The sequence below is a fragment of the Polaromonas sp. P3_B1 genome (genome assembly GCF_056402935.1).
Window position 1 is genome coordinate 31931 of sequence record NZ_JBFUGK010000035.1, and the last position, 14756, is coordinate 46686.

The window sequence follows — 14756 nt, forward strand, 5'->3', positions numbered from 1 at the left end:
TTGCCAGGTGGCTCGCCCGCCGCTGCCCGACCACGAGCCATGCGAGATCGCATCACCGCCGCCTTTTTCTTGCGCCCCCTGATCCATGCCCTGGCACGGGCCGGCCACGGCTGTGTCCTGCTTGCAGCAAGCTCCCTGACGGCAGCTCAAACCACGGCCCCCGCCCTGCCCCAGCCCAAGCTGACCGCATCACCCTCGCTGGGCTCATCGAATGCCCCCGCACCCGCGCGCGTCATTGAAAGCACGCCCACGGCGATACGCATGCTGCCGCTGGAGGTCAGCGTCAACGGCGCGCAGGCGGGCAGCTGGGTATTGCTCGAACGCGGCGGCACCCTCTACGCGCCCGCCGATGCCTTCGAGGAGTGGCGGGTCAACCGGCGCCCCACGGCCGTGCCCTTCGAACACCAGGGCCAGCAGTGGTACCCGCTGTCGGCTGTACCCGGTTTTGACGCGCAGCTCAACTTCGCCAACCAGTCGGTCGATCTCAAATTCCTGCCGCAGGCCTTTGCCGCCACGCGCCTGGCGCAGCCCGCATCGGAGCGCCCGCCGCTCAGCACGCCGGCCCTCGGGTTTTTCGCGAATTACGACCTCAGCTACACCCGAACCGCGCAGCGCGACGCAGGGTCCACCCACGATCTGGGGGCTTTGCTGGAGTTCGGCGTTTCCAACCAATTGGGAGTGCTGACCAGCACCTTCGCGGGACGCAACCTGACCAGCCACGACCCGCTTGCGCCCCGCAACGTCCGGCGGCTGGAAACCACGTTCACACGCGACCTGCCGGACAACAACCTCACCCTGCGCCTGGGCGACAGCAGCACCCGCAGCGGCAGTTGGGGACGTTCGGTGTATTTCGGCGGTGTGCAGCTCAGCCGCAATTTCGGGTTCACGCCGGGTTTCATCGCCCAGCCCCTGCCCGTGGTGACCGGCCTGTCCAGCGCGCCCAGCACCGTGGAGCTCTATATCAACGATGCGCTGCGGCAGACCTCGCAGGTGCCGACCGGACCCTTTGCCATCGACAACTTCCCGCTGCTCACGGGCAGCGGCCAGGCCCGTATCGTGGTGCGCGACGTGCTGGGGCGCGAGACCGTACTGGTGCAGGATTTTTTCAGCCATGCCGAACTGCTTGAAGAAGGGCTGAGCGACTGGAGCGTCGAAGCCGGCGCCGTGCGCAGGAACCTGGGCGTCAACAACGCCGACTACGGCCAGGGCTTTGGCTCGGGGCTTTGGCGTTACGGCATCAACAAAGGCCTGACGCTGGAGACCCGCGGCGAGTTCGGCCGCGAAACGCAAGGCGCGGGCGTGGGGCTGATACGGGCGCTGCCCTTCAACCTGCTGGGACAGGTCGCCGTGGCCGCCAGCCGCGACGACACCTTCGGCCGCGGGCGCCAATGGCTGCTTGGCCTGGAGCATTCCAGCCTGCGCCACGGTTTCACTCTGCGCGGCGAAGGCGCCTCGCGCGGCTACCGGCAGATAGGCCAGGAGGCGGACGCCCTGGCGTACCGGCGCCAGCTGTCGGGCAGTTACACCTATTCGTCCGAGCACCTGGGTGCCCTGGGCCTGGGTTTTGCCCGGGTCAGCAGCTACGACCAGGGCACCCTCAACACCTACAGCGCCAACTATTCGATCCGGGTCGGCGAGCGCAGCTCGCTGTCCTTCAACGTGGTGCGCGTCAGCGGCCAGGCCGGCAGCACGAGCAGCGCCACCTCGGTAGGCGTGAGCCTGCTGGTGCCGCTTGAAAAACAGTTCACCCTGTCGGCCAGCACCTCGCACCGCAACGGCCAGACCGACGGCTACGTCAGCGCCAACCAGGGCATGAGCGATATCACCGGCCTGAGCTGGCGCACGCTGGCGGGCCGGCGCACCGCGCAAAACTACGCCGAGGGCGGGCTCTACTACCAGGGGACCCAGGGCATGGTCACGGCGGACATCAACGCCTCGTCAGGGCAGCAGACCGTGCGCCTGGGCGCGCAAGGCGGGCTGGTGGCCATGGACGGCCAGGTCTTTGCCTCGCGCCAGATCCAGGACAGCTTCGCGCTGGTCGAGGTGCCCGGCTACGCCGACGTGGGCGTGGGCTTCCAGGGCAGCATCCTGGCTCGCACCAACAAGGACGGCAAGGCGCTGGTGCCGCGCCTCCTGCCCTACCAGGCCAACAGCATCCGGCTGGACCCGAGCGAGCTGCCCATCAGCGCCGAGCTCGACAGCATCGAACAGGTGGTGGTGCCGGGCAACCGCACCGGCGTGATCGTCAGGTTCCCCGTGCGCAGCGGCCGCGGCGCGCTGATCAAGATCGTGTTTGACGACGGCGAGCCGGCGCCCGCCGGGGCCGAGATCGAACTGGTCGGCGACAAGCAGGAGTTCTTCGTGGCCCGCCGTGGCGAGGCTTTTGTCACGGGATTGYAACCCACAAACCAATTGCGCTTGAAATGGGAGGGCGCAAGCTGTACCTTCGCGGTAGCCCTGCCTCCCGCCACCACCCAGGACGACATTGCGCGCGTGGGTCCCTTGAAATGTTCTGGAGTACGCCGTTGAAACACCTTCTGTTGAAGTTCCTTTTTCTGGCCGTGCTCGTGGCGGGTGGGTCTGCGCATGCGGTCATCTGCAGCGTGGTCGCCACGTCGGTGCCGCTCTCCACGCTGTATGTCAACAATACGGTGGTGTCAATTACCGGCGGCACCATCAGCGGAAGCTGCCAGCGTGAAACCGCCGACGTCGCCCGGCCCTACATTTATATCGGCGTCAACCAGGGCGAACCACCTGCCGGCCGAGTCATGACGCGGCAAAACGGCACCCAGACCCTGACCTATGAGATTTACCACCGGAATAACTTCACCGGTATCTGGACCGAAGGCACGGGCGTCACAGCCACCACCTCCACCAACGGCGGGGTGTGGTATCGCATGGCCAACAGCGCTGCAGCCCAGTCCTTTTCATTTCCGTATTACCTGCGCATTCCTTCGCAGACCGGCAAACCCGCCGGCATCTACGACGACCTGGCCGTTACCGCCACCGTCCGCGAGAGCACGAACGCAGGCAGTTCTACCGGTGCCATCCTGGCCGCAACCAGCTTCGGCGTGAGCGCCAGCATCCAGCACTCCTGCTATTTCAGCTCCTCGCCCACACCGCTGGTCATCAACTACACCTCGTTCACGGGCACAGCCGCAACCGGCACCTCGAACTTCCAGCTGAGCTGCACCTACAACACGCCCTACACCCTGACGATAGGCCCGCCCAGCACCGGCACCCTGCTGGGAGTGAACTACAGCCTGGCGATGAGCGCACCGTCGGGCACCGGAACGGGCGGCGGGCAGAACTTCAGCGTCAATGGCACGGCGGCAGCCGGTCAATCAGGCACCTGCGCCGGCGCCACCTGCAGCAACAGCCAGACGCACACCATCACCGTCGGGTTCTAGTCGGGTTCCAGTCAGGCGCTGCGCTTGCCCAGCCAGCGCACCAGCTGCCGCGCCACCTCCGCCCGCCTGAGCAATTCCATGTGGTTCATCCCCTGCGCGATCCACTGGTTCCCGGCCGGGAAAGCCAGGCAGCGGCCCGCTTCGGCATGCAAGCCCAGCGCGCTTTCCAGCGACACCAGGCCGTCGCCCACCATCTTGCGCGCCAGTGCCTCGCGCACCGCCACCATCGCCCCCTTGCCGGGCGCCAGCGTAGTGGCCGCCACGGTGTAGCAGGCCACGCCGGCCGGCAAGGGCACGGGCTGGCGCCTATCGGGCCCGCGTTCGAAGCGGCCCGCGTCGTGCCAGTCGGCATGCAGCACATTGCCGTGGCGCAGGTCGGTGATGCCGGCGCTGCGCACCTGGCCGATTCGGGCAAAGGGCTTGGTCACGACGCTGCCGCCCAGCACGCCGTCCACCCAGCTGCCCAGGCGCTCCAGAGGCGCGCCGTGGTGCGGCGTGCCCAGGAACACCAGGGCCTTGAGCTGCGCCGGCCAGCTGTAGCCGGCCGCGGCCGCCTGGTGGCAGGCGCTGCGCGCGACCAGGCCGCCCATGCTGTGCGCCAGCAGCGTGATCTCCTGCACCGGCTGCGGCCAGGCCTTGACGAGGCGCTGCAGCAGGCCGGCCAGCTGCTCGCCGTTGTCCGAGACATGCAGGCCGGTGTTGTAGTGCAGGTAGAGCGGCGTGCAGCCCAGCTCGCGCGCCAGCTGCTCGCCATGGCCGGCGCCCGTCGCGTCGCTGTTCCACTGCAGGTCGTTCATGCACAGGCCGTGCAACATCACCAGCAGCTTGCCGGTCGCGCCCGGCCCGCCTGGAAATCGTTTTGCCAGCGCCTGCGGCTCCAGCAGCAAGGCCTGGCCGCCGGAGCGCAGTTGCATGGCAATAGCCAGCGGGTTGGCCGTCTCGCGCAACCGGTCGCCGAGCACGCCGTTCAGCGCCGACAGCATGGCCTCGCGCTGCGGCGTTGAAGGGCGCTGGCCGGGCTGCACCGCCGCACGCGACAACAGCGCATTGGCCGCGCCGCCGGCCAGCCGCGTCACGCCTTTGATGCTGCCGTAGACCAGGCCGGTGATGCCGCGTGCGCGCACGCCGCTGCCGCCCGGCATGCGGTCCACAAACTTCGCACCCAGTGGGCCGAAAGGTTTGGCGACGGCCTTGTAGACATTGCCCTGCACGCTTTCGGCCAGGCCCGTGACGCCCAGCGTGGCCTGCGTGGCGAGCTGCGCCAGCCCCTGGATGTCGGACACATGCAGCCAGGTAGGCAACAGCCCGCCGGGGAAAGAAGATGGCGAAGATGGCGCGCCGCCGGGCTGCTGGGGTATAGACATGCCCGATTGTGGGGGCAGGCCCCCGCGCGCGCCAGCGAATGTTGCGGCGGGCCTATTTGCACATGCCCAGCAACTCCGTCGGCGGGGCCGCCGCGATGGCATCGGGGTTGGGCGACGTCACCGGCACAGGTTCGGGCGCGCCCGGGTTGAGCACGTTGTGGATGCGCGCGGCCAGCGCGTAGCGCGGGTAGGCCGCGTCGCCGATGGTGTTGCTGCCGTTGGCCAGCAGAACCACGTCGTAGCCGCTGCCGTAGCTCGTGTTGACCGCGGCAAAGCTGACCGTCTGTCCGGCCGCGCCGTAGCTGCCCGGCCCGCCCAGCGCCGCCAGCCCCATGCCGATGGGCGCGAACTTGCCGCCGGCCAGCGCGGCCGGCGTGCGCATGCGCGCCAGGCTGGCCGCCGAGATGACCGCCCCGCTTTTGAGCGCGCCATTCCAGCGCACCATGTCGGAAGCGGTGGAGACCACACCACCCGCCGCGTCAAAGCCCGAATTGAGGTCGGGGCACACCCGCCAGGCGTCACCGGGCTTCACACGGTAGTGGCCCACCGCGATCCCCGGCCGCGGCTGCGGACCCAGCATGTATGAGGCCGCCATGCCCGCGGGCTTGAACAGCAGCTGCGTGAACACGGCCTCCAGCGGCTGCCCGCTGGCGCGCTCGATCACGCGGCCCAGCACGGTGTAGCCGGCATTCGAATAGTCGTAAGCCGTGCCCGGCGGCGCGTAAAGGCCCGTCGCCTGCAGGTTGGCAAACAGCTTCGCCCTGGCAATGGGCGGCTCCTGCAGCACGGCCGGCATGCCGTCCAGCAGCAGGTCGTCGGGGTCTTTCTCGGCGCCCGGGATGCCCGACACCATCTGCATGACTTGCGCAATGCTGGGCTCGGGTTGGTAACGCACCTCGGGAATCCAGCGCGACAGCGGGTCCGCCAGCGAGAGCTTGCCCTGCTCCTGCAGCTTGAGTAGCGCGGCCGCCGTAAGCTGCTTGGTGACAGAGCCAATCTTCACCGGCGTGGTGGGCGTCATGGGCACACCGCCGCGCAGGTCGGCCGCGCCATAGCCGCGCGTATAAAGCACCGCGCCGCCCTTGCCGACCGCGAGCTGCAGGCCGGGCAATGCGCTCGGCACGTATTCGGCGACCAGCGCATCGATCTGCGCGGCCACGGCCGGCGTGATCTGGCCCGGTGCTTCAGCCTGGGCTTGAGCGGCACCCGCAGCCAGCGCCAGACAGCAAAGCGCGGCCACGCGTACCGGCGAATGTGTGAAAACTCCCCCTGCAGGACGATGAGCGCGCATCTGGCTTCCCTCCAATGGTTGTTGTGGCTGGAGCTTACTTTCTTTGGGCCCGGTTCTGCAACATCTGCAGGGCATCGCGCTGCAGCTGCCTGTCCTTCTCGCGCTGCGCGGCCTCCTGCTTGATGGCCACGAGCCGGACCTTTTGCTCGGGCGTCAGTGAGCTGTAGCACTGCGAGCCCGGATTGCAGTCGCGCTCGTCAATGGCCTGCTGCTGCGCCTGGGCCTGCGCCACCATTTGCGCGCATCCGGACAACAAAGCCCCGGCAATCAACGCGCCGGCAAGGGAAACGAATTTCAGAACATTCATCAAAGCCCCCTGTCGCAGGGGCGCTTTGGCGAACTCGTCGCCGAGGGTTTCACGCAGATTGACCGCGTGGAGTTCACGCTGGGCATGGACGGCAAAGCGCGCGGCGCGCAGGCCGTCAGCCCGCTGGCCTCGCGCCACGAACTGCTGCGCGCCGCCCTGCGCCAGGCCCGGCGATCAGCGCCGTGGCGGGGCGTCCATCGCCGCGCGCAAACGCTGCACGGCCGCGCGCTGGGCTTGCCGGTTTTCCGGCCGCGACTCGCGGTCGGTCTGCTCCCTACAGTAGGCGAACAGGTCCTCAAGCTCACTGGATTTGTCGAACACCGCGTCGGCGCCCAGGTCGGCGGCGCGCTGGCGTACGTCGGCGGTGGCGTAATTGCTCAGCACCACCACTTTCTGGTAGGGCTGGCGATTGCGGCAGCCCGCCAGTACGCCCAGGCCGTTGCCCTCCTTGAGGAAAAGGTCGACGATCGCCAGGTTCCACTCTCCGTCATGCGTGCTCAGCCACCGGCTGGCCTCAGCCTGAGTGGCCCCGTGGCCCGTGACTTCCACCGAGGTGATTTCCCGCAATGCCTCGATCAGGTTTTCCAGGACGATCTCGTTGTCCTCGACCAGGTAGGTAATAAGTGCCATGTCACCCACTTTAGGCCCTTGCCGGGCAAACCTTGCCGTCTGTTGGCGCAGGTCCAAGTAGGACAGCGCACTACCCTGGGCCGCACACCGTCGAATCGAAACCGGCACGGCAAGGCGTCGCAACAACGCCAGGAGGGTTTTGTGAGCGGCGCCTAGAAGCGCTCGTGGGGCGCCAGGTAGCGCCACTGCCCTACCGGCAAATGCCCCAGGTTGACCCGGCCTATGCGCACCCGCTTGAGACCTGTCACGAACAGGCCCACCTGCTCGCACATGCGGCGAATCTGGCGCTTTTTGCCTTCTTTGAGCACAAACCGCAGCTGTTCGGGGTTTTGCCAGGAAACCTGGGCAGGGCGCAGCGCCTGGCCGTCCAGGCTCAGGCCGTGGTTCAGCAGGGCCAGCTTTTCGGGCGGGAACAGGGCCTGCACATTGGTGGTCTCGTCCCCTCTTTCAGTCCTGTAGCTGACACGCACCAGGTACTCCTTTTCAATTTCGGAGTCCTCGCCAATCAGCTGTCGCGCCACGCGGCCGTCCTGTGTCAGCACCAGCAGGCCTATGGAGTCGATGTCCAGCCGCCCGGCCGGCGCCAGGCCGCGCAGCTGTTCATGGCCCCAGCGCATATGGCTGTTGCATTCGCGCCAGCGGTTTTGCGGCTGCACCAGCACCACCGCCGGCTCATGGCCGTCCTCGGCCTGGCCGCTGACATAGCCGACCGGCTTGTTGATCAGGATGGTGACCTGCAGGCGCTGCTGCTGCTCGGCCTGGCGGTCGACCTCGATGCGCGCGTCTACGGCCACGGGCTGGCCCATCACGGCCGGCGCGCCGTTCACGCGCACCCAGCCGCGCGCGATCCAGTCGTCCGCCTCGCGGCGCGAGCACAGGCCCAGTTCGGCCATGCGCTTGTTCAGCCGCACGGTGGCGACGGGTGCGCCCGGCGCGACGGCCGGCGCCGCGGCTTTGGGGATGCGAACGGCGGCGCCCACGGGTTTGGGGCCGGCGCCGGGTTTGAGGGGGTCTTGCATGGGCTGTGTACTTTAAGGGGCGGCCTGGGCGGCCGGATCGCCGCTTATTGTCCCACTCAGCCCATCAGCCCACCCAGAGGCGGTAACCCACCGCCGTTTCCGTCAGCAGGTGCTTGGGCTGGGCCGGGTCGGCCTCGAGCTTCTGGCGCAAATGGCCCATGTAGATGCGCAAGTAATGGTTTTGCCCCGCATGCGAAGGGCCCCAGACTTCGCGCAACAGCTGCCGGTGCGTCAGCACCCGGCCGGCGTGGCCGACCAGCACCGTGAGCAGGCGGTATTCGATGGGCGTCAGGTGCACTTCCACGCCGGCGCGCCGCACCAGGCGCGCCTGGCGGTCCACCTGCACCTCGCCGAAGCTGAACAGCGGCTCCTCGGGCGTGCCGTCGGCGCCGGCCCCGCGCGGGCGGCGCAGGTTGGCGCGCACCCGGGCCAGCAACTCGCCCACGCCAAAGGGCTTGGTCAGGTAGTCGTCGGCGCCGGCGTCCAGCGCGGCGATCTTGTCGGCCTCGTCCACGCGCGCCGACAGCACCACGATGGGCACGCTGGACCAGCCGCGCACGTCGCGAATCACGTCCAGCCCGTCGCCATCAGGCAGGCCCAGGTCCAACACCAGCAAATCGGGCTTGCGCGTGCCGGCCTCGGTCAGCCCGCGCTGGGCGGTGTCGGCTTCAAACACCTGCCAGCCTTCGGCCTCCAGCGCCGCGCGCACAAAACGGCGTATCTGCGGCTCGTCTTCAATGACGACGGCGACGGGTGCGGGATGGGACATGGCTAAAGAAAAAGGGGATCAGGCGGTTTCGGGCAGGCCCTGGGGCGGCGGGCGCCGCGGCAGGGTGATGCTGAATTCTGCACCACCGCCCGCAGCATTGCCTGCTGTGATCTGCCCGCGGTGCGCCTGCACCACCGCCTGGCAAATCGCCAGCCCCAGGCCCACCCCCGGCGTGGCCGACTCGGCCTCGCCGCGCGTGAACTTTTCGAACAGCTCATGCTCGCGGCCCTTGAGCGCTGCGGGCAGGCCGGGCCCGTGGTCCCGCACCGTGATGCGCAACGCCTGCTCCGTCGCCTCCGCGCTGAGCTCTATGGGCGGCTGGCCGTACTTGGCGGCGTTCTCCAGCAGGTTGACCAGCACGCGCTCCATCAGCACCGCGTCAAACTCCACCAGCGGCAGGTCGGCCGGCAGCGCCGTCACAACGGCCCGGCCGCCCAACGCATGCTGTGCCTGGCGTATTGCCGAGCCGACGATCTCCTCGACCGACTGCCAGTCGCTGCGCAAATTGACCGCGCCGCTTTGCAGCCGCGCCATGTCCAGCAGGTTGTTGACCAGCGCGCTCAGATGGCGCGCCTCGCCGGCAATGGCGCGCGCCGCCTGCGACTGCTCATCGCTGAGCGGCGGCGCCATGCGCTGCAGTGAATCGGCCAGGCCCGTCAGCGCGGTCAGTGGCGTGCGCACATCGTGCGAAATCGCGGCCAGCAGCATGTTGCGCAGTTTTTCCGACTCCATCTGCACCACCGCCTGCTGGGCCACGTCCACATAGTGCACACGCTCCAAAGCGATCGCCACCTGGCGCGCCAGCGTTTCCAGCTGCTGCACCTGTTCGGGAATCAGCAGCCAGCGCGCCTGCGCCGGCTTGACAGCCAGCACACCGCGCACCCGCATGGGCGCCTTGAGCGGCAGGTAGTGCCAGGCCTGGGCCGACAGCGTGGCCGTGGCCAGCCCGGCCGGCTGTTCGTTGCGAAACACCCAGTCGGCCACGCTGGCGTCGAAATCCCCGGGTGGTGTTTCAGGCGGCAGCAGCTGGTCGTGGCCGTCGGTCGCCAGCACCAGCGCCTGCCCGCCGAAGTTGCGCCGCGCGGCCGCCTCGCCGAGTTCCACGACCTGCTCGCTCAGCAAGGCCGCCGACAGGTCGCGCGTGAGCTCAAACAGCGACTGCGCCCGGCGCTCGCGGCTGGCCGCGATGCGCGCCTGGAAACGCAGGCCCGCCGTGAGCTGGCCGGTCAGCAGGCCCACCACAAGCATCACGCCGAAGGTCACCAGGTACTGCACGTCGCTGACGGCAAAAGACAGGCGCGGCGCGACAAAGAAGTAATCAAAGGCCGCAACGTTCAGGAAGGCGGCCAGCGCCGCCGGCCCGCGCCCGAACTTCAGCGCCACCAGCACCGTGCCCAGCAGGAAGAGCATGACGATGTTGGCCAGGTCAAAAAAATTCAGCAAGGGGTGGGCCAGAACGGTGATGACCGCACTGGCGGCCGCCGCCCAGCCATAACCGGCCAGCTTGCCGCGCCAGGCCGCGGCCTCGTCGTCATCGGCCGAGCGCTGCACCGCGCGCGCCAGCCGCCGCGCGCTGTCGGCGTGGCCCACCTCCACAATGTCCAGCGTGGGCGCCAGCACGGCCAGCCGGCGCGTCATGCTCGGGCCGCTCCACAGGGCGCGCCAGCCCGGCAGCTGCGGCCGCCCCACCACCAGCGTCGCGCAATTGAGCCGCTGCGCCTCGCCCACCAGCGCGGCGGCGGCATCACCGCCCGTCAGCACCGCCGTGGCCGCGCCCAGCTCTTCGGCCAGCTGGATCACGGCCAGGATGCGGTCGCGGCTGGCGACCTCCAGCAGCTGCAGGCGCGGCGTTTCCACATAGGCCGCATGCCAGCGCACATTGAGCTGGCCGGCCAGGCGCGCCGCCGCGCGCACCGTCTGCTCGGCGCCTTCGCGCGGGCCTATGCAGGCGAGGATGGCGCCTTCGGTGTTCCAGACCGGGGTGATGGATTTCTCGACGCGGTAGCTGCGCACGTCGTCTTCCACATGCTCGGCCGTTCGCCTGAGCGCAATCTCGCGCAGCGCGATCAAATTGCCCTTGCGGAAAAAATTCTGCGCCGCGCGCTCGGCCTGCTGCGGCATATAAACCTTGCCGGCTTTGAGCCGCGCCATCAGCTCGTCGGGCGTGACGTCAACGAGGATGATTTCATCGGCGCCGTCCAGCACCGTGTCCGGCACGGTTTCATGCACGCGTATGCCGGTGATGGCGCCCACCGTTCCGTTCAGGCTTTCCAGGTGCTGCACATTGACGGCCGACCAGACGTCGATGCCGGCCYCCAACAGCTCGTGCACGTCCTGCCAGCGCTTGGCATGGCGCGAGCCCTCCACATTGCTGTGCGCAAGCTCGTCCACCAGCAGCACCGCCGGCTTGCGCGCCAGCGCCGCGTCCAGGTCGAATTCCTTCAGCGTGCGCCCGCGGTAGGCCACCTCGCGCAAAGGCAGTTGCGCCAGCCCGGCCAGCAGCTCCACGGTTTCGCTGCGGCCATGGGTTTCCACCACGCCGACCAGCACGTCGCGCCCGGCCTTGCGCTCGCGCTGCGCGGCGCTCAGCATGGCGTAGGTCTTGCCCACGCCGGCGCTGGCGCCGAAGTAAATACGCAAACGACCGCGCCGCGCTTTTTCCTCCTCGCCACGCAGGCGGTCGAGAAGTTCGTCGGGGTCAGGGCGGGAATCGGGAAAACTGGCCATGCCGTCAGGGTGTGTTCAAGGGTCTCAAAGGTCTCTGCGCAAAGGGTAACACCGGGGGCGCTCTTTCCGTGCATCCGGACCGTCCTCTTGCGGCGGGCCGGATTTGCGGCTGTCGCTGCGGCCGGCGATCCACCAGGCCAGGGCCAGGGGCGCGATGACAGCAACGAGCGCGCACAGGGCACGCAGGTGATCAGAGTCCATGACCGAGCCCATGCCGCTGCAGGTGGCGGCGCCAGGAGACCAGCGGGCCTATCACGCCATCGGGCACGCTGGCCATCACACAATCCATCACCTCGGCCGTGCTATGCGCAGGCAAGCGAATTTCCAGCCGCACCTGGTGCTTATCGAGTTGGGGAATGCAGCGCAAAATGCCGGCGCCCACGCAGTTCACCAGCGCGCGCCGCACCCACAGGGCATCACGGCTGTGCACGGTGACATCCATCACGACCCACCTCGTCGCGCCCGGACGCGGCACGGACAGGGACGGCGTTAACCCAAACGAATCACAGTAAGCGGCATAGGCCATGTTGATGTCTCTTAGCGAAGAGCCTCCAAAGCGAGATTGAGCTGCAGCACGTTGACCTGGGCCTCGCCCAGAAAGCTCAGCAAGGGCTGCCCGGTGTGCTGCACGACCAGGGCCTGAACCTTCTCGAGCGGCAAGCCGCGCGCCTTCGCCACGCGGGCCGTCTGGTAGCGCGCCGCAGCCGGGCTGATGTGCGGGTCCACCCCGCTGGCCGAGGCCGTGACCAGGTCCACCGGCACGGGTGCGGTATTGCCGGGGTCTGCCGCTTTGAGTGCTTCAATGCGGCCCTTGACGGCGTCGACCAGCGCGGGATTGAGCGGGCCCTGGTTGGAGCCGCTGGAAGCCGCGGCGTTGTAAGGCATGGGGCCGGTGGCCGAAGGCCTGCCCCAGAAGTTTTTGGGATCGCTGAAGTTTTGCCCGATCAGCGCGGAGCCGACGGCCTTGCCGTCGCGAACAACCAGGCTGCCTCCCGCCTGCGACGGAAACAGCGACTGCGCAGCGCCGGTCACCACCAGGGGATAAGCCACACCGGTGGCCAGGGTCAGCACGGTGAACATCACAAGTGCGGGTCTGAGAATGTTTGACATAGAGTTTCCTTGGGATCAGTTCGCGAGGTTCAGGGCCACCAACACGAGGTCAATCGCCTTGATGCCGATAAAAGGCACGACCAGGCCGCCCAGGCCATAGATCAGCAGATTGCGGCGCAGCAGCGTGGCGGCGCCCACGGCGCGGTACTTCACGCCCTTGAGCGCCAGCGGGATCAAAAACATGATGACCAGCGCGTTGAAGATCACCGCCGACAGGATCGCCGTCGAGGGGCTGCCCAGGCGCATCACATTGAGCGCGGCCAGCTGCGGGTAGGTGCTCACAAAAATCGCCGGGATGATGGCGAAGTACTTGGCCACGTCGTTAGCGATGGAGAACGTCGTCAGCGAGCCGCGCGTCATCAGCAAGGCCTTGCCGGTCTCCACAATTTCCAGCAGCTTGGTGGGGTTGGAGTCCAGGTCCACCATGTTGCCGGCCTCTTTGGCGGCCTGGGTGCCGCTGTTCATGGCCACCGCCACGTCGGCCTGGGCCAGGGCCGGCGCATCGTTGGTGCCGTCGCCCGTCATCGCCACCAGGCGGCCCTCGGCCTGGTACTGGCGTATCAATTTCAGTTTGTCTTCGGGCGTGGCCTCGGCCAGGAAGTCGTCGACACCCGCCTCGGCGGCAATCGCGGCCGCCGTGAGCTTGTTGTCGCCGGTGATCATCACCGTCTTGATGCCCATGCGGCGCAGCTCGCCGAAACGCTCCTTGATGCCGGCCTTGACGATGTCCTTGAGCTCCACAATGCCCAGCACCATGGCACCGTCGGCCACCGCCAGCGGCGTGCTGCCGCGGCGCGAGACCTCATCCGACGCGCGCATCACCTCGGCCGGCACGCTGCCGCCCAGCGCCTCCACATGTTTGCGTATCGCGTCGACCGCGCCCTTGCGCAGCTGGCGTGTGCTGCCGTCGGGGCGCAACTGGTCCATGCCGCTCATACGTGTCTGCGCGGTGAAGGGAACCTCGTGGCTCTCTCCCACAAGCGGCTCGCTGGCGCCCATGCGCTGAGCCAAAGCCACAATGCTGCGGCCCTCGGGCGTTTCATCGGCCATGGAGGCCTGCATCGCGGCGGTGGCCAGTTTTGCGCCGGTCATGCCGGGCGCCGGCAGAAAGGAAGAAGCCTGGCGGTTGCCGTGGGTGATGGTGCCGGTCTTGTCCAGCAGCAGCACGTCCACGTCGCCGGCGGCTTCCACCGCGCGGCCCGAGGTGGCAATCACATTGGCCTGCATCATGCGGCTCATGCCGGCCACACCCACGGCCGACAGCAGGCCGCCAATCGTGGTCGGGATCAAACAGACCAGCAGGGCCACCAGCGCCGTGATGCTGACCACCGTGCCCGCGCCCGCGGCCTGCACACTGAACACCGAGTAAGGCAGCAGCGTGACCGTGACCACCAGGAAAACAATGGTCAGCGCCACCAGCAGAATCGTCAGCGCGATCTCATTGGGCGTCTTGTGGCGTTTGGCACCCTCGACCATGCTGATCATGCGGTCCAGGAAGGACTCGCCGGGGTTCACCACAATGCGCACCACCAGCCAGTCGGACAGCACCCGCGTGCCGCCGGTCACGGCCGAGAAGTCGCCGCCCGACTCGCGCACCACCGGCGCCGATTCGCCGGTGATGGCGCTTTCATCGACCGAGGCCACACCTTCGATGACTTCACCGTCCAGCGGAACCATGTCGCCGGCTTCGACCAGCACCACCGCGCCCTTGCGCAGGTTCTCGGCCTGCTCGGGCAGCCAGGCCGTGCCGTGGAAGACCTTGCTGTTGCTTTCCTTGAACTTCTTGGCCCAGGTGCTTTTCTTGAGGCTGCGCAGCGAGGCGGCCTGCGCCTTGCTGCGGCCTTCGGCCAATGCTTCCGCGAAGTTGGCGAACAGCACGGTGAACCACAGCCAGATCGCCACGGCAAAGATAAAGCCCGCCGGCGCCTCGCCCTGGCCCTGCAAGGCCTGCAGGCCCAGCAAGGTGGTGAAGATGCTGCCGATGTAGACAACTAACATCACCGGGTTACGCCATTGCACGCGCGGGCTCAGCTTGGTGAACGAAGCCGCGATGGCGGGCTTGAGCAAGGCCGGGTCCAGCAGCACAAAAGGTTTTTGGGTGTTCATATCGATTTCTCTTTCGCGGCGGT

12 protein-coding genes are annotated in these 14756 nt (G+C 67.9%); 2 read left to right on the top strand and 10 right to left on the bottom strand.

What is annotated here, in order from left to right; all coding sequences use genetic code 11:
• Nucleotides 1-39: 39 nt before the first annotated feature.
• Both AC1DXS_RS18765 and AC1DXS_RS18770 read left to right on the top strand, forming a co-directional pair.
• A complete protein-coding gene (locus AC1DXS_RS18765) occupies nt 40-2529 on the top strand; it encodes a fimbria/pilus outer membrane usher protein (RefSeq protein ID WP_477738986.1) in 2490 nt (829 codons plus the stop codon).
• An 11-nt stretch (nt 2530-2540) separates the two neighbouring features.
• Nucleotides 2541-3410 carry a spore coat protein U domain-containing protein gene (locus AC1DXS_RS18770; RefSeq protein WP_477738987.1) on the top strand — a complete coding sequence of 290 codons (870 nt, stop codon included), beginning with the start codon at nt 2541-2543 and terminating at the stop codon, nt 3408-3410.
• 11 nt (nt 3411-3421) lie between these two features.
• Here the strand turns inward: AC1DXS_RS18770 and AC1DXS_RS18775 are convergent, their stop codons facing one another.
• From AC1DXS_RS18775 to kdpB, 10 genes are all read right to left on the bottom strand, one after another.
• On the bottom strand, nt 3422-4774 hold the full coding sequence (locus AC1DXS_RS18775; protein WP_477738988.1) for an esterase/lipase family protein: 1353 nt from the start codon (nt 4772-4774) through the stop codon (nt 3422-3424).
• A 52-nt stretch (nt 4775-4826) separates the two neighbouring features.
• Entirely contained in the window at nt 4827-6065 is a 1239-nt protein-coding gene (locus AC1DXS_RS18780; protein ID WP_477738989.1) for a serine hydrolase domain-containing protein, read from the bottom strand.
• Nucleotides 6066-6099: 34 nt separating this feature from the next.
• Nucleotides 6100-6510 carry a hypothetical protein gene (locus AC1DXS_RS18785; RefSeq protein ID WP_477738990.1) on the bottom strand — a complete coding sequence of 137 codons (411 nt, stop codon included), beginning with the start codon at nt 6508-6510 and terminating at the stop codon, nt 6100-6102.
• A 36-nt stretch (nt 6511-6546) separates the two neighbouring features.
• Nucleotides 6547-7002 carry a response regulator gene (locus tag AC1DXS_RS18790; RefSeq protein ID WP_477738991.1) on the bottom strand — a complete coding sequence of 152 codons (456 nt, stop codon included), beginning with the start codon at nt 7000-7002 and terminating at the stop codon, nt 6547-6549.
• A gap of 152 nt (nt 7003-7154) precedes the next feature.
• Complete coding sequence (locus AC1DXS_RS18795) at nt 7155-8021, bottom strand: pseudouridine synthase (RefSeq protein ID WP_477738992.1); 867 nt, start codon at nt 8019-8021, stop codon at nt 7155-7157.
• Between the two features lie 64 nt (nt 8022-8085).
• Entirely contained in the window at nt 8086-8790 is a 705-nt protein-coding gene (gene kdpE / locus AC1DXS_RS18800; protein WP_477738993.1) for a two-component system response regulator KdpE, read from the bottom strand.
• Nucleotides 8791-8808: 18 nt separating this feature from the next.
• Nucleotides 8809-11517, bottom strand: coding sequence for a DUF4118 domain-containing protein (locus AC1DXS_RS18805; protein WP_477738994.1), 2709 nt, complete (start codon nt 11515-11517; stop codon nt 8809-8811).
• 190 nt (nt 11518-11707) lie between these two features.
• Complete coding sequence (locus AC1DXS_RS18810) at nt 11708-11959, bottom strand: hypothetical protein (RefSeq protein ID WP_477738995.1); 252 nt, start codon at nt 11957-11959, stop codon at nt 11708-11710.
• 95 nt (nt 11960-12054) lie between these two features.
• A complete protein-coding gene (kdpC, locus tag AC1DXS_RS18815; RefSeq protein ID WP_477738996.1) occupies nt 12055-12627 on the bottom strand; it encodes a potassium-transporting ATPase subunit KdpC in 573 nt (190 codons plus the stop codon).
• 15 nt (nt 12628-12642) lie between these two features.
• A complete protein-coding gene (kdpB, locus tag AC1DXS_RS18820; protein ID WP_477738997.1) occupies nt 12643-14733 on the bottom strand; it encodes a potassium-transporting ATPase subunit KdpB in 2091 nt (696 codons plus the stop codon).
• Nucleotides 14734-14756: the final 23 nt, after the last annotated feature.